Below are 15,437 nucleotides of genomic sequence, written 5' to 3' on the forward strand. Positions count from 1 at the left end.
CCTCCTGCGACACGCCATCGACGGTGCACGTCGATGGCGTGATCGCCGGACGATGATGGGGGCATGGCGGACGACCGTTCCCCGAAGGCCCGCCCGTCACTGAGCCGGCAGTTCCTGCCCGCCGTGCACGGGCTGCTGGCCCGCCCCCTCTCGTCCTACTACCTGCTGATCGCCTGCGCCGGCCTGCTCCTGCTGATCGGGCTGACCATGGTCTTCTCGGCGACCAGCGTGAAGGCGTACGCCGCCAACGGGAACGCGTTCTCGGCGATCTCCAGCCAGGCGGTGTACGCCCTGCTCGGCCTGGTCGCCTTCTGGATCTGCCAGCGGCTGCCCGCGATCACCCTGCGCACCCTGGGCAAGTACGTGCTCGGCGCGTCGATCCTCCTGCTCACCTTCCAGAACCTGGTCGTGATGATCAAGGACATCGGCGCGCAGGAGAGCGAACCGGTCGGCCCGATCTCGGTCAGCCTGCTCTCGCTCTCCTTCGGCGGGGTCAGCCTGCAGCCCTCCGAGCTGGCCAAGCTCGGCATGGTGCTGTGGGGCGCCGACGTGATCGCCCGCAAGGGCCCGGCCCTGGGGCACTGGAAAGAGCTGGCGATGCCGCTCTTCCCGGTGATCGGCCTGCTCTTCATCCTGGTCGGCTACAACGACGTCGGCACCATGCTGGTCCTGCTGGCGCTGATCGTCGGCCTGCTCTGGGCGGCCGGCGTGCGGATGCGGGTGTTCGGCGCGCTCGGCGTGCTCGGCCTGACCGGGATCGGCCTGCTGATCGCGGCGGCGTCCCGGGGCGCCGGCTCCGGCTCGGCGGACGCGACGAACTACCGCGTGCAGCGGCTGACCGCGTTCCTCACTCCGCTCGACAAGTGCAACGCCGACGTCTGCTACCAGCTGATCCAGGGTCGCTCGGCGATCTTCGAGGGCGGCTGGTTCGGCGTCGGCCTGGGCAAGGGCGCGCTGAAGTGGGGCTGGGTCCCGGAGGCGGAGAACGACTTCATCTACGCGATCGTCGCCGAGGAGCTCGGCGTGGTCGGCTGCGCGGTGGTGCTGGCGCTCTTCTCGGTGCTGGCGTTCACCGGGTTCCGGATCGCCCGCCGCTCGGCCGACCCGTTCCGCCGGCTCGCGGCCACCGCGATCACCACCTGGCTGGTCGCCCAGGCCGTGATCAACATGGGCGGGGTGGTCGGCCTGCTGCCCATCACCGGGCTTCCGCTACCGTTCATCTCCGCAGGTGGCAGTGCCTTGATCGTGGCCATGGCGGCGATCGGGATCCTGGCCTCGTTCGCCCGTGCGGAGCCGGACGCGGCCCGGGCCCTGAACGCCCGTCCGACCTCTCGATGGGTACGACTAGTCTGGGCCCCGCTGCCGCCGGTTCCCCCGCCCCGGCGGCCGGGACAAGCGCGTGAGACGCCCGTGGGCACGGGGGGCGAGAGGAGAAGGTGATGGTGCAGCTGCGGTCGGTGGTGCTCGCCGGAGGAGGCACCGGTGGACACATCTATCCGCTGCTCGCTTTCGCCGACGCCTTGCGCCGGCACTTCCCGCACATCCGGATCACCACGCTCGGCAGCCCCAAGGGGATGGAGAACCAGCTCATCCCGGCGGCCGGCTACGACCTGCGGGTGATCCCGGCCTTCCAGCTGCCCCGGTCGCTGAATCTGGACCTGCTGCGCACCCCGGACCGGATGATCAAGTCGGCCGCCGCGGCCGGCGACATCATCGACGAGGTGGGTGCCGAGGTGGTCGTCGGGTTCGGCGGCTACGTCTCCACCCCGGCCTACGTGGCCGCCTGGCGCCGCGAGCTGCCGATCGTGATCCACGAGGTGAACGTGCCCCCGGGCGTCGCGAACCGGATGGGCATGAAGTTCACCAAGCGGGTCGCCGTCGGCTTCCCGCACCAGCTGGAGCAGGCCGAGTCGCTGCGCAACGCGCGCCTGGTCGGCGTCCCGCTGCGGACCGGGATCACCCAGATGGACCGGCCGGCGCTGCGCCCGCAGGCGCTCTACCACTTCGGACTGCGCCCGGACCTGCCGGTGCTGTTCGTCTCCGGCGGCTCCTCCGGCGCGCGGACGATCAACCTGGCGGTGGCCGCGGCGGCCAAGCGGCTGGCCCACGCCGGCATCCAGGTGCTGCACGTGCAGGGCGGGCGGAACGACCCGTTCGAGGTGCCGACCGACCTGCCGGTGCCCTATGTCGTCGTGCCCTACCTCTCCGAGATGCAACTCGGATACGCTGCCGCCGACCTGATGCTCTGCCGCGGCGGGGCGATCACGGTGGCCGAGACGACCGCGCTCGGCCTGCCGGCGATCTACGTGCCGTACCCGTTCAGCAATCAGGAGCAGCGGCGCAACGCGCTCCCGGTGGTCGAGGCGGGTGGCGGCATGCTGGTCGACAACAGTGAGCTGACCCCGGAGTGGATCGAGCGGAACATCGTCCCGCTGGCGCGTGACCGGCAGCGGCTGGCCGCGATGGGCCACGCCGCCGCCGGGTACGGCCGTCGCGACGGTGACGAGCAGTTGCTGCGCTTCGTTCTGGAGGCGGTGGACCGATGAGGCCCGTTGAGCCTGTGACTGAAGGAGAGACCTGGTGAACACGGCGGAGCTGACGCCGGCCGGTGAGACGACCGCCGAGGACCTGGGCAGCGTCCATCTGATCGGGATCGGCGGGGTCGGCATGGCCGGCCTGGCCCGTCTCCTGCTGACCCGGGGCATCCCGGTCTCCGGCAGCGAGCTGCGCGAATGGCCCGCCCTGGCGGGGATGCGCGCGCTCGGCGGGACGGTGCACATGGCCCACGAGGCGTCGAACCTGGACGGTGTCGACACGGTCGTCTACTCCACCGCGATCCCGAAGGATCACGTGGAGATGGTCGAGGCGCGCCGGCGCGGGCTGCGGGTGCTGCACCGCTCCGAGGCGCTCGCGGCGGCGATGACGGACCGGCAGACCATCGCGGTGGCCGGCACCCACGGCAAGACCACCACCACCTCGATCATGACGGTGATCCTGCAGCACGCCGGGCAGGATCCGTCGTTCGTGATCGGCGGCGAGATGTCGTCGGCCGGGTCCAACGGCCACCACGGCAGCGGGCCGCACTTCGTGGCCGAGGCCGACGAGCACGACCGCTCGTTCCTGATCTACCGCCCGCACGTGGCGATCATCACGAACATCGAGGGCGATCACCTCAACAACTGGGGTGACCTGGAGACGCTCAAGGCGGGCTTCCTGGAGTTCGGCGAGCTGGCCGACGGCTTCGTGGTGACCTGCGCCGACGGTCCCGGCACCGAGGAGCTGATCGCCGGGCTCCGGGCCAAGGGCAAGACCGTCTACACGTACGGCGAAGCCGAGGACGCCGACCTGCGGATCAGCGACGTGGTGTCGACCGTGAGCGGGGTGCGCTACCACGCCGAGCTGCACGGCGAGTCGCTGGGCGAGCTCAAGCTGGCGATGCCCGGCAAGCTGATGGGCCTGAACAGCGCGGCGACCGTGCTCACCGCGCTCAAGCTGGGCCTGCCGCTGGACAAGATCGCCGAGGCGCTGGCGTCGTTCCCGGGCGTCCGCCGCCGGTTCGAGCGCAAGGGCATCGCGGCCGGCGTGCGGGTCTACGACGAGTACGCGTACCACCCGACCTCGGTGCTGGCCGCGCTGCGCACGCTGCGCGAGGTGGCCGGCGACGGGCGTCTGCTGGTGGTCTTCCAGCCGTACCGGGTGTACCGCACCCGCGATCTGCAGGCCGAGCTGGCCGAGGGCCTGGCGGTCGCCGACCAGGTGATCGTGATGGAGGTGTTCGGCCCGGGGGAGACCCGGGGGCCGGGCGAGGGCGGGCTCGCCCTGACCGCCGCGATCGACCTGCCGGCCGAGAGCCGGGTGTTCGTCCCGGACTGGGAGGACGTACCGGCCGAGGTGGTCCGCCGCAGCCGTCCCGGCGACGTGGTGGTGACCATGGGCGCGCCGCCGATCTCGCTGATGGGTGACGAGCTGCTGGCCGCGCTGGCCGAGGCGGACCTCCAGCCGGGTCTCGCGGGCTGACCGTGGCGGGCGGGGGCACGCGCAACTGGCGCCTGGTGCGGGCGGACACCGACGCGGTGCCGCCGTCCGCGCGCCGGTTCATGGCCCGCGCCCGGCAGCGGAAGTTCCGGGCCGCCCTGCCCTGGCTGGTCGGCGCCGGCGCGCTGTTGGTCGCCGGCGGCGTGGCCTGGGTGGTCTACGGCACCTCGCTGCTCGGCGTGCGGACCGTCGACGTGGTCGGCGCCCAGACGCTGGACCCGCAGGAGGTGCGCGCGGCGGCCGCGGTGCCGGACCGGCGCCCGCTCGCCCGGGTCGACCTGGATCAGGTCAGTGCCCGGGTGCGCGGCCTGGCCCCGGTCGGCAAGGTGACGGTGACCCGCAGCTGGCCGTCCACGCTGCGGATCGAGGTGGTCGAGCGGGTCGCGGTGGCCGCGGTCCCGACCGGTGCGCAGTTCACCCTGATCGACGGCGGGGGCGTGCCGTTCCGGGTGGTCGCCGCGGCGCCGGCCGGCCTGCCGCTGGCCAAGCTCGCGACCCCGGGGCCGGCCGACTCGAGCACCGGCTCGGCGCTGACCGTGCTGGCGGCGCTCAGCGCCGATCTGCGCGAGCAACTGGTCGCCATCTCGGTGACCTCGCCGGCCGGCATCCGCCTGGAGCTGCGCGACGGCCGGGTGGTGATCTGGGGGGACGACACCCAGAGCGAGCGCAAGAGCGAGGTGGCCACGGCGCTGGTGAAGCGCGCGGGCAAGGAGTTCGACGTCAGCGTCCCGAAAATCGTGACTATTCGCTAACCGGGGTGCTAACCAGACAAAGGCGTACGAACGGAATATAAGCGTCGAGGTTACGGGTCAGTCGGATACTCACCTGGTAAGCGGACGCGACACGCCGTCCGGGTTCTTTGGTCCCGGCGCGATGTCCGCATACGTTGCGTCGAGAGGTTCTTATGGTTGACATAACTATAAACCTCTAGTAGAGGGTGAGGGTTTCCTCGCCCTCCCTTGTACGGCAGTGGATGTCGAAGTGCGGATCCCTCGTCGGAGCCGCAGGGGCCCTCGACATCCGCCAACCCCGGAAGGGAAGGCTGAGCCCGATGACACCTCCGCACAACTACCTTGCGGTCATCAAGGTCGTAGGCATCGGCGGCGGCGGCGTGAACGCCGTGAACCGCATGATCGAGGTTGGGCTCAAGGGCGTCGAGTTCATCGCGATCAACACCGATGCCCAGGCCCTGCTGATGAGCGACGCCGACGTCAAGCTGGACGTCGGCCGGGAACTGACCCGCGGCCTCGGCGCCGGCGCGCAGCCCGAGGTCGGCAAGAGCGCCGCCGAGGACCACCGGGACGAGATCGAGGAGGTCCTCAAGGGGGCCGACATGGTCTTCGTGACGTGTGGCGAGGGCGGCGGCACCGGTACCGGTGGCGCCCCCGTGGTGGCCAACATCGCCCGCAAGCTGGGCGCGCTGACCATCGGCGTGGTGACCCGGCCGTTCTCGTTCGAGGGCAAGCGGCGTCAGGTGCAGGCCGAGGCCGGCATCGACGAGCTGCGCAATCAGTGCGACACGCTGATCGTGATCCCGAACGACCGGCTCCTGGCGCTCGGCGACCGCGGCATCAGCATGATGGACGCGTTCCGCCAGGCCGACCAGGTGCTGCTCTCCGGTGTTCAGGGCATCACCGATCTGATCACCACGCCGGGTCTGATCAACCTGGACTTCGCCGACGTCAAGAGCGTGATGAGCAACGCGGGCAGCGCGCTCATGGGCATCGGCAGCGCGCGCGGCGACAACCGCGCGGTCGAGGCGGCCGAGCGGGCGATCTCCAGCCCGCTGCTGGAGCAGAGCATGGACGGCGCGCGCGGCGTGCTGCTCTCCATCGCCGGTGGCTCCGATCTCGGTCTGTTCGAGATCAACGACGCGGCGCAGCTGGTCACCGACGCGGCCCACCCGGACGCGAACATCATCTTCGGCGCGGTCATCGACGACGCGCTCGGCGACGAGGTGCGGGTGACCGTGATCGCGGCCGGATTCGACGGGGGCTCGCCCTCGTACAAGCCGGCCGAGGCGCCCGTGCGCAAGCAGCACAACCCGCCGGCGGTCAGCTCGTCGGCCTCGCTGCCGGCGATCGCGCCGGTCCCGCCGTCCACGCCGGCACCGCGCAAGCACGTGCTCTTCGACGATGTGGACGTGCCGGATTTCCTGAAGAACGGTTCCTGACCGTACTGATGGCCGATGGGAATGATCGCGGGGCGGTGGGTGGGAACTGAAGATTGGCGGCGGGCCCAGCTCGCCGCCAATCTCGAGCACGTGCATGAGCGGATCGCGGCGGCCTGTCAGGCGGCCGGTCGTCCGGCCGGGTCGGTGACCCTGACCGCGGTGACCAAGACGTACCCGGCGAGCGATGTGCTGCTGCTCGCCGGGCTCGGCGTCACCGACGTCGGGGAGAACAAGGACCAGGAAGCGTCCGGCAAGGCCGCCGAGGTGTCGGCCGCCGGTGTGCGCCTGCGCTGGCACTTCGTCGGCCAGGTGCAGCGCAACAAGGCAAAATCCATTTCGGCGTACGCCGATGTGGTCGAGTCCGTGGACTCGCTCCGCCTGGTCGCGGCGCTGGACCGGGCCGCCGCCGCGGTGCGCGGCGAGCCGCTCGAGGTGCTGATCCAGGTGAGTCTGGACGGTGATCCGGCCCGTGGGGGCGTGGCCGGTGACGATCTCTGGCGGGTATCCGACGCGGTGGCCTCTTCGGACGGTCTGCGGCTGGGCGGCCTGATGGCCGTCGCCCCGCTCGGCCAGGAACCCGGGCAGGCCTTCGCGCGACTGGCCGAATTGGCTGGTCAGCTCGTCGCGACGCATCCCGGCGCGACGACCGTCTCGGCGGGCATGAGCGGGGACCTGGAAGAGGCCGTCCGGCACGGGGCGACACACGTACGGATCGGTACATCTTTACTCGGGATGCGAAACTCGCTGCGGTAGCCTTGCGGCGGGCAGCAAACTACACAGGTGTTGTTTTACGCGACGCGTCCTCACGGGGCGGCGGTGGCGTCCGACGACGCAGCGTCGCAGCGGGTCACGGGTCCGAATCGGACTCGATGTCCGGCTCGCCAGGGGGGACGCGGCACGCCAAGAGGGGGCGCGGGCCGCAAGAGCGGACGGAGGTGGGGGCATGAGTACTTTCCGTAAGGCGGCCGTCTGGCTGGGACTCGCCGAGGAGGAGGACGACCGCGACTACGAGGAGCGTGGGTACGCGGAGCGGTCCTCCTACCGGTCGTCGTCCCGGGGCGGCCGCGACCACGATCGTGACCACCGCTACTCCGCGAGCGACCGGTACGCCGACGGCGGCTTCGAGGACGACGAGGTCGAGGAGGAGCGCCCGGTGCCGCGGTCGCGCCCCGAGCGGGACCGGTCCGAGCGGTCCGGCCGGCTCAGTGAGCGCGCCTCCTCGGTCCGCGCCGAGCTGGACCGGGACGAGGACGACCGGATCGAGCGGGGCAGCAGTGTCCGCTCTATCACCCGCCCCTCGGTGGCGCCCGAGCAGTCCTCGGCGATGACCTACTCCACCCGGGAGAACCTGGCACTCGCCCCGCAGCCGGTGCACCAGCCGCAGGTGCAGCACCGGCCGATCGAGGACGAGCAGCGGTATCAGATCACCACGCTGCACCCCACGACGTACCGCGAGGCGCGGACGATCGGCGAGCACTTCCGGGACGGCGTGCCGGTCATCATCAACCTCACCGAGATGGATGAGTCCGATGCTCGCCGACTGGTCGACTTCGCCGCCGGGCTGGCGTTCGGCCTGCGGGGTACGATCGAGCGCGTGACCAACCGGGTTTTCCTGCTCTCACCGGCAAATGTCCAGGTCACCGCGGAGGACAAGGCCAAGATCGCTGAGGGCGGCTTCTTCACCCAGAGTTGACCCGAACGAGGGATCCGCCTGACGTGCTGTCGATCGTGTTCCAGATCCTCTATCTGTTGGTGTACTTCTTCTTCCTGCTGCTGCTGGGCAGGTTCGTGTTGGGAGCGGTGCTGCAGTACGGGCGTCGCTGGCAGCCCGGGCGGGGAGCCTCGGCCACACTCGAATTGGTGTGGAGCGTCACGGATCCACCTCTCAAGGCGTTGAGGCGTGTGATCCCACCGCTGCGCATTGGTAACGTGAGTTTGGACCTGGCTTCCATCGTGCTGCTGGTTATCCTGTTCGTGCTCATGCAGTTAGTGCTGGGTAATCTCATCTTGAGCTACAGCTAGACAGCAGCCCCAACCGCGGCCGCGACTGACCCGAGGAGTTTCGATGCCGCTGACCCCGGCCGACGTGCATAACGTCGCCTTCAAGAAGCCCCCGATCGGCAAGCGGGGGTACGACGAGGAGGAGGTCGACGCCTTCCTGGATGAGGTCGAGCGCGAACTCGCCCGTCTGATCGAAGAGAACAACGAGCTGCGCGCCCAGGTGGAGCGCGGCGGTCGGGGTGGCGCGCCAGCCGGTCCGAGTGCCGACCCCCGCCTCGCGGCCGAGCTCAACGACCTGAAGGGCCAGCTTGACCGCGTCCAGCGGGACAAGTCCGCGGCCGAGCAGGCCGCCCGGCAGATGCAGGCCGAGCTGGAGCAGGTGCGCGCGCAGGGCCCCGGCCCGGGCGCCGGCGGCCCGACCGGCGCCGACGGTGAGCAGCAGGCTCTCCGGGTGCTGATGATGGCCCAGCGCACCGCCGACGACCACGTGTCCGACGCCCGCCGCGAGGCCGACAAGCTGCTCTCCGACGCCCGTTCCAAGGCGGAGGAGGTCACCCGGGAGGCCCGGGCCAAGGCCGACGCCCTCGAGCGCGACGCGCGTCAGCGGCACCAGGAGGCCATGGGCGGCCTGGACGCCAAGCGGACCGCGCTGCAGAAGCACATCGAGGAGCTGAAGCAGTTCGAGCGGGAGTACCGCACGCGGCTGAAGGCCTACCTGGAGAGCCAGCTGCGCGACCTCGACGGCCGTGGCCAGGGTCTGGAGGCCGAGATGGCGCGGGCGGACGCGAGCCGTGCGGTCGGTGGCTCCGGCGGTCTCGCCGCGGCCGGCCTGGCCGGTTCCTACGGTGGCCGTACCAACGCCATCGAATCGGGTCGCTGACCACAGCCCCGCACCTCGACGAGGATGAGCCATGATTCCTGCTAGTCTCCCGCTCATCCTCGTCGCGGTGGTATGCATCGCGATCGGCCTGGTCCGCGGGTCGAGCAGTCTTCTCATCGTGTCGATCGTGGCCAGTCTGCTGGCCGCGGTCGCCCTCGTCATCGGCGGCCGGCAGAACGCGGCTCGCCAGGCGGCGGCCCCCGAGCCGGCCGACATGCCGGACCCGGCGGATGACTTCCCGCCGCCCCCCGGTCCCGCTCCGCGCCGCACCGCGGGGGCGCCCGACGCCCACGATTCTGCCCCGGCCGGCGCCGCGTCCGCAGCCGATTCCGGGTACCCCGGCGACTCCACCACCGCGACGGGACGGACCGACCCGATCGGCTCTCCCGCCGCTGATCACGTATACGTGGATCGGCCGTCGGCAGATCAAGGACCAGACCAGGATCTTCCCCGTACGGGGGAACGCGCGCCTGACGCGGGAACACATCTGCCGGACGAAAGCGTCGTATCGCCCGGCTCCCGGGCGGACTATCAGGCCGCCTCGTCGACGATCGGCGCGGCCCGCGGCGGCGCGGACGACGACCAGGCGTGGCGCCGGCCGACCGCCGAGCCGGGGGACGAGCAGGCCTGGGCCCGCCCGGTCCCGGAGCCGGCCGCCGAGCCGTTCGAGCCCGCCGCCGGCCACCCCGGGCCGTCCGCCGGTCCGGTCCTCCCCGGGCCGGGCTCGGGGGCCGACGCCGAGGGCGCGGATCCGGCGCTCGTGGACGAGTTCGCCGAGCCGGACGACGACGATCCGGACGACGAGCCGCTGCCGCAGTCGGTCCGGCCGACCGACGCGTTCCAGGTGGCCCGGCTCGACGTCGAGGTGCTGGTGGTGGACGGGCGGCCGAGGTACCACATGGCCGACTGCCCGCACCTGGTCGGCCGTCTGACCGAGCCGCTGCCCGCGGCCGAGGCGGTCGAGCTGGGCTTCAGCCCGTGCGGCCTGTGCCGCCCGGTCGACCGGCTGCTCGGCGCGAACGTCCGCCGCTGACGCACCGCGGCCGGCTCGGGCCGGGTGCTGGAAAGGACTACGGGCATGGCGGCGCGGGGAGTGCCGGCCGGGGTTTCGGTGGCGGTCCGGGTCCGGCCCGGGGCGGGGCGGAACCGGGTCGGTGGGACGTATGCCGGGCCGCACGGTCCGGCGCTGATCGTCGCGGTGGGGGCGCCCGCGGTGGACGGCCGGGCGACCGAGGCGGTGCGGCGGGCGCTGGCGGACGCGCTCGGGGTCCGGGCCGCCGACGTGGCGCTGCGGATCGGCGCCACCAGCCGGGACAAGGTCTTCACCGTCGACGCCCCGGCCGCGGAGCTGGAGCCCCGTCTGGCGCGGCTGCTCGCCGCCTGAGCCGCCGGTCGATGCCGGGCCGAGGGGCCGCCGCGGGGGCCGGGTCCGGCTGACAGCAGGTGATGGCGAAGTGGCCCAGAGTGTATCGTCGTGTATCCGGCGGGCCGGTGGCGTGTTCGTGCCGGTTTGTCGTGGGATGCGGGGCCGGGGTGGGCGCGGGCAGGACCGCCCGGCGCGCCGCGAGGAATGCAGGGAGCCGGCGGGACTGCCGTGGAGGGCACCGTCGCCGGTTCGAGGAACCGCTGATCGCCGCGCCGGGCGCGGCCGAGGGAGCGACGATGGCCAAGGCAACCGACATCCGGTCCGCGCAGAGTGGTGCGAACGGCGGCGCGGGACGCACCCGCTCCGCGGCGGAGACCGAGGAGATCCGGGTAGCTCTGGTGACGCGGCTGGGCGAGCTGCAGGCCGAGTACGATCAGGCGCTCAGTGAGATCACCGCGCTGTCGCGCGAGCGGCTCGCCGACTCGGCCGGGGACGACCAGGCCGACACCGGCACCAAGACGTTCGAGCGGGAGCAGGAGATCACCCTGGCGAACAACCTGCTCGAGCGGATCACACAGGTGGAACGCGCCATCGAGCGTCTCGGGCAGGGCAACTACGGTTGGTGCGAGAAGTGCGGTAACCAGATTCCGGTGGAACGACTGGCCGCCTTCCCGTCCGCGACTCTCTGTGTCTCGTGCAAGCAGTTGGAGGAAAGACGCTGAACGCCGAAAAGGCCCCCCGGTTCGCCCCGCGCGCCGTGGCCGTGCTGGGCGCGACCGCGCTCATCGCGCTGGCGATCGACCAGTGGGTGAAGCACCTCTCCACCGAGAATCTCGACCCGAACGAACCGGTCAAGATCTTCGGTGGCCTGATCTATCTCTCCCTGCTGCGCAACAGCGGGGCGGCGTTCAGCTTCGGCAGTGCGTACACCTGGATCTTCCCGCTGATCACGCTGGTGGTGATCGGCTGGATCGGCTGGATGGCGACGAAGCTGCGGTCGGCGCCGTGGGCGCTCGCGCTCGGGCTGGTGCTCGGCGGCGCGCTGGGCAATCTGACCGATCGGCTGTTCCGCGCGCCCGGCCCGTTCCAGGGGCACGTGGTCGACATGATCAGCGTGTTCGCGCCGTACGGCGAAAGGTTCGCGGTCTTCAACATCGCGGACAGCTGCCTCACCGTCGGGGTCTGCCTCGCGGTGCTGCTCGAGCTGACCGGGCGGCAGCGTGACGGCAGCCGCCTGAAGGGCAAGAGCGAAGCGAAGGCGGAATCGGACACTTCAACCGGAACGGAGGAGACGGCATGAGCGGCTCACGTTCCCTTCCGGTTCCGGATGGTCTTGACGGCATGCGGCTGGACCAGGCGGTCTCCCGGCTCTTCGGGCTCTCCCGGACGGCCGCGGCCTCGCTGGTCGAGGCCGGCGACGCGCTGGTCGACGGCATTCCCCGGCCGAAATCGGACAAGGTCGCCGCGGGCTCCTGGCTCGAGGTGACCCTGCCGCCGCCGATCACCGCGCCGGTGATGGTCGCCGCGCCGGTGCACGGGCTGACCGTGATCTACAGCGACGACGACATCGTGGTGGTGGACAAGCCGGTCGGCGTGGCCGCCCACCCGAGCCCGGGCTGGACCGGACCGACCGTGGTCAGCGGCCTGGCCGCGATGGGGCAGAACGTGGCCACCAGCGGCGCCGCCGAGCGCCAGGGCATCGTGCACCGGCTGGACGTCGGCACCACCGGGCTGATGGTGGTCGCCAAGTCCGAGGTGGCCTACAGCGTGCTGAAGCGGGCGTTCAAGGAGCGCGAGGTGGAGAAGCGCTACCACGCCGTGGTGCAGGGCCACCTCGATCCGCTGCGGGGCACGATCGACGCCCCGATCGACCGGCACCCGACGGCCGACTACAAGTTCGCGGTGATGTCCGACGGCAAGCCGAGCGTCACCCACTACGACACGCTGGAGGCGTTCCGCTCCGCCAGCCTGGTCGACGTACGGCTGGAGACCGGGCGCACCCATCAGATCCGGGTGCACTTCTCGGCGATGCGGCACCCGTGCGCCGGCGATCTCACGTACGGTGCGGATCCGACCCTGGCGGCCCGGCTGAAGCTGGACCGGCAGTGGCTGCACGCCAAGGAGCTGGCGTTCCTGCACCCTCGTACGCATGATGAGGTCCGGTTCGTCAGCGAGTACCCGGCTGACCTGAAGTACGCCCTCGACGTCCTGCAGGACGTCGGCTGACCTGCTGATTCGGGAGACACACGGTGGGACCCGCGCCTCGACTGCGAGCGGTCCTCGTCAGGTTCGGGGGCGGCTCGCTCCGGTTGCAGCTGATGACCGGAGCGGCACTGGCCGCTACCGCCACGCTGGTCCTCGCCGTGGCCTGGGCCGGGGGCCCGGGCGGCCGGGGTGACGACGACCCGGGCGACGTGGTGCGGGTCGGCGTGGTCGAGGGCCAGACCGTCGGTGGCTACCTGAACTCGGCCCGGCGCGAGCTGAGCATGCTGACCGACCCGTCCGGCCCGGCCGCCGGGGACACCTGGGCGCTGGTCAGCCTGCGCGACTACACCGCGCCGGGGCAGCTGGCGGCGCTGCTGGCGGACGCGGCGGTGGCCCAGGTCTACGCCCGGGTGCCGCTGCCGGACGCGCGGACCCAGGTGTCGCTGATCCCGGTCTACACGATGCCCGCCGACGTGACCACCGGGATGCTCGACGCGGCGCTGGTCCGCGATCAGGAGCAGGCCGACTACTCGCGGCTGGAACGCTCGCTGCCCGGCGAGGGACAGCGCGAGCAGCGGCTGCGGCAGACCTACGCGACGGCTGCCCGGACGGCGGCGCGCGAGGCCGCGGCGTACCGGGAAGGGTGTTCCTGTGTGTTCGCGGCGGTGATCCGCGCCGCTCCGGCGACCCTGGACGGCATCGCGTCCCGCCCCGGGGTCCGCGCCGTCGATCCGGCCCCCGAGGTGCGCAGCCTGGACCGGACCGAGTTCCGCCCGCCGCTGCCGGAGGAGAGCGGCACGGTGTCCGCGGAACCGTCCGCGACGCCTGTGCCAACCGCGCCGCCGGACGTTGCCACGGCCCCCTCGGCCCGATTACCGTCGTCGATCGGGATCATTGTGACTTCTGCCTCACCCAGTGCCGGGGAACCTGCCTCGGCGCCTGCCGCCGGCTCGTCGGCGGAGCCGGTTGACGTACCCTCGGAGGCGGAGATGAGCACAGCTCACGCCAGTTCCGGCGCGCCTTCGCAAAGTTCCGGCGCTGAACCGGAGCGGTAGTTTTTCCGTCTGAAGAAACGTTCGGGTGGATGCACGTGCACGACCGGCGTGCCGCCATGTGATCAAGAACGACAGGGGGATGGGCACTCGGTCGGTGGCCCGAATAGGGTCTCGTCCGTAGCCTGTCTTGGCGAGACCCCCTCGCCGGAGCACGTCGTCGGGTAGGCGCAGAAAGGACACGCCGTGGACGGGACCGAGACCGGCTGGGGCCGGCCTGCGGAACCAGCCCCGCGCTGGCGAGCCCTGCTCGACCGGGCCCGGCATGGTCACCGGGCCGAGGAGCCCGCGGAGGAGCCGAAACCGGAGCCCGCCGCGGTTCCGCAGCAGTGGGACCAGCAGGCGCAGCCGACCCGTGGATCGGCCCGCCCGGTCAATCCGCTGGACAACCGGGGCTTCGAGGCGCCGCGCCGCGGCCCGGAGCCCGAGCCGCGCCAGCCGGCCGGCGACCCGGCCCAGCGGGCGATGCCGCAGCGGCCGATCAACCCGCTGGACCCGCGCTGGCAGGCCCGCCCCGAGCAGCCGCAGCAGACCAGCTTCTTCGACCCCGCGCCGCGCTCGCCGCAGCCGGCGGCGACCCCGCCGGCCGCCCCGCCGCAGCCGCCGTCGCGGGGCGCCTACCCGCCCGCGCCGGGCTATCCGCCGCCGGTGCCGCAGCCGCAGCCCAACGGGTACCCGCAGCCCAACGGTTACCCCCAGCCGAACGGCTACCCCCAGCCCAACGGCTACGCCCAGCCGCCGCAGGCGTACGCGCCGCCCGCGCCCCCGGTCGCCCCGCCGGTCGCGCCGCGGCCGGTGTCCCCGCCGCCGCCCGCGCCGATGGCCCCGCCGGTCCAGGCCGCCCCGCCCGCCGCGCCCCGGCTGGACCCGGCCTCCTCCGGCGCCCGGATCGAGTGGCGGCAGTCCCGCGCCGACGACGGGATGGAGCGGGCCGTCGGGGTGATGCGCCGCAAGCTCGGCCAGCCCCGGGTGCTGGCGTTCGCCAATCCCAAGGGCGGCGTGCACAAGACCACCGCGACCGTGCTGGCCGCGGCCACCATCGGCAGCGTCCGCGGGCGTGGCGTGCTCGCCTGGGACGACAACGAGCTGCGCGGCACGCTCGGCCTGCGGGCCGGCAGCGCCCGGCACGCCCGGACGATCAAGCACCTGCTCGCCGACCTGATGCGGATCGAGAACCTGCACGGCGACGCGCTGCTGCAGGAGCTCGACGCGTACCTGCGGCACGCCTCCGACGGGTCGTACGACGTGCTGGCCGGCGAGGAGAACCCGCGCTTCGCCCAGCGGCTGGACCAGGACACCGTGCGCCGGGTGATGGACCTGCTGCGGCGGACCCACGACGTGATCTGCGTCGACACCGGCAACAACGTGGAGAGCGTGAACTGGCAGACGGTGATGCGCACCGCCGACCAACTGGTGATCACCACGGTGCCCCGGGAGGACGCCGCCTTCACCGCGGACTGGATGCTCGACGTGCTCGAGGAGAGCGGGATGGGCGAGATGGTGGCCAACGCGGTGACGTTGATCTCCTGTCCGTCGCCGGGCGTGCTGCCGCTCCTGGAGGACTTCAAGAAGCACTTCGCGACCCGGACCCGCGCGGTCGCGGTGGTGCCGTACGACCCGGCCCTGGAGGTCGGCTCGTCGATCGAGTACGCGGACCTTCAACCGGAGACCCGGCAGGCTTGGCTGCGGGCCGCGTCGGTGATGCTCGAGCCGTTCGCGGAGTAA

At 71.9% G+C, this 15,437-nt stretch carries 16 protein-coding genes; all 16 read left to right on the forward strand.

Annotation, left to right across the window (positions count from 1 at the left end; genetic code table 11):
* Positions 1-63 precede the first annotated feature (63 nt).
* The 16 genes from L3i22_RS08560 (at position 64) to L3i22_RS08635 (ending at position 15,437) form a co-directional block, all read left to right on the forward strand.
* Entirely contained in the window at positions 64-1,440 is a 1,377-nt protein-coding gene (locus L3i22_RS08560) for an FtsW/RodA/SpoVE family cell cycle protein (protein ID WP_221326434.1), read from the forward strand.
* The gene (gene murG / locus L3i22_RS08565; RefSeq protein ID WP_221326435.1) at positions 1,440-2,546 is read left to right on the forward strand and encodes an undecaprenyldiphospho-muramoylpentapeptide beta-N-acetylglucosaminyltransferase; all 1,107 of its coding nucleotides are present in this window, start codon (positions 1,440-1,442) and stop codon (positions 2,544-2,546) included. Before L3i22_RS08560 ends, murG begins: the two co-directional genes overlap by 1 nt.
* Positions 2,547-2,580: 34 nt before the next feature.
* Positions 2,581-4,017: a UDP-N-acetylmuramate--L-alanine ligase gene (murC, locus tag L3i22_RS08570; protein WP_221326436.1), complete on the forward strand. Its 1,437-nt coding sequence runs from the start codon at positions 2,581-2,583 to the stop codon at positions 4,015-4,017.
* A 2-nt stretch (positions 4,018-4,019) separates the two neighbouring features.
* Positions 4,020-4,787, forward strand: a complete 768-nt coding sequence (locus tag L3i22_RS08575; RefSeq protein WP_370644417.1) for a cell division protein FtsQ/DivIB — start codon at positions 4,020-4,022, stop codon at positions 4,785-4,787.
* A gap of 299 nt (positions 4,788-5,086) precedes the next feature.
* Positions 5,087-6,208, forward strand: a complete 1,122-nt coding sequence (ftsZ, locus tag L3i22_RS08580) for a cell division protein FtsZ (RefSeq protein WP_221326437.1) — start codon at positions 5,087-5,089, stop codon at positions 6,206-6,208.
* Between the two features lie 21 nt (positions 6,209-6,229).
* A complete protein-coding gene (locus L3i22_RS08585; protein ID WP_221329859.1) occupies positions 6,230-6,961 on the forward strand; it encodes a YggS family pyridoxal phosphate-dependent enzyme in 732 nt (243 codons plus the stop codon).
* 190 nt (positions 6,962-7,151) lie between these two features.
* Positions 7,152-7,901: a cell division protein SepF gene (locus L3i22_RS08590; RefSeq protein WP_221326438.1), complete on the forward strand. Its 750-nt coding sequence runs from the start codon at positions 7,152-7,154 to the stop codon at positions 7,899-7,901.
* A gap of 23 nt (positions 7,902-7,924) precedes the next feature.
* Entirely contained in the window at positions 7,925-8,230 is a 306-nt protein-coding gene (locus L3i22_RS08595; RefSeq protein ID WP_221326439.1) for a YggT family protein, read from the forward strand.
* 43 nt (positions 8,231-8,273) lie between these two features.
* A complete protein-coding gene (locus tag L3i22_RS08600; RefSeq protein ID WP_221326440.1) occupies positions 8,274-9,089 on the forward strand; it encodes a DivIVA domain-containing protein in 816 nt (271 codons plus the stop codon).
* A 67-nt stretch (positions 9,090-9,156) separates the two neighbouring features.
* Complete coding sequence (locus tag L3i22_RS08605; protein WP_221326441.1) at positions 9,157-10,122, forward strand: hypothetical protein; 966 nt, start codon at positions 9,157-9,159, stop codon at positions 10,120-10,122.
* Between the two features lie 45 nt (positions 10,123-10,167).
* Positions 10,168-10,473 (forward strand): DUF167 domain-containing protein, encoded by a 306-nt coding sequence (locus tag L3i22_RS08610; protein ID WP_221326442.1) that lies wholly within the window; start codon positions 10,168-10,170, stop codon positions 10,471-10,473.
* A 278-nt stretch (positions 10,474-10,751) separates the two neighbouring features.
* A complete protein-coding gene (locus L3i22_RS08615) occupies positions 10,752-11,177 on the forward strand; it encodes a TraR/DksA family transcriptional regulator (protein WP_221326443.1) in 426 nt (141 codons plus the stop codon).
* Positions 11,150-11,755 (forward strand): signal peptidase II, encoded by a 606-nt coding sequence (gene lspA, locus L3i22_RS08620; protein ID WP_221326444.1) that lies wholly within the window; start codon positions 11,150-11,152, stop codon positions 11,753-11,755. The genes L3i22_RS08615 and lspA overlap by 28 nt, the downstream gene beginning before the upstream one ends.
* Complete coding sequence (locus L3i22_RS08625; protein ID WP_221326445.1) at positions 11,752-12,681, forward strand: RluA family pseudouridine synthase; 930 nt, start codon at positions 11,752-11,754, stop codon at positions 12,679-12,681. The genes lspA and L3i22_RS08625 overlap by 4 nt, the downstream gene beginning before the upstream one ends.
* Positions 12,682-12,773: 92 nt before the next feature.
* Positions 12,774-13,715: a hypothetical protein gene (locus L3i22_RS08630; protein ID WP_255658054.1), complete on the forward strand. Its 942-nt coding sequence runs from the start codon at positions 12,774-12,776 to the stop codon at positions 13,713-13,715.
* Positions 13,716-13,898: 183 nt separating this feature from the next.
* Positions 13,899-15,437, forward strand: a complete 1,539-nt coding sequence (locus tag L3i22_RS08635) for an AAA family ATPase (RefSeq protein WP_221326447.1) — start codon at positions 13,899-13,901, stop codon at positions 15,435-15,437.

The sequence above is a fragment of the Actinoplanes sp. L3-i22 genome (assembly GCF_019704555.1).
Classification (GTDB): domain Bacteria; phylum Actinomycetota; class Actinomycetes; order Mycobacteriales; family Micromonosporaceae; genus Actinoplanes.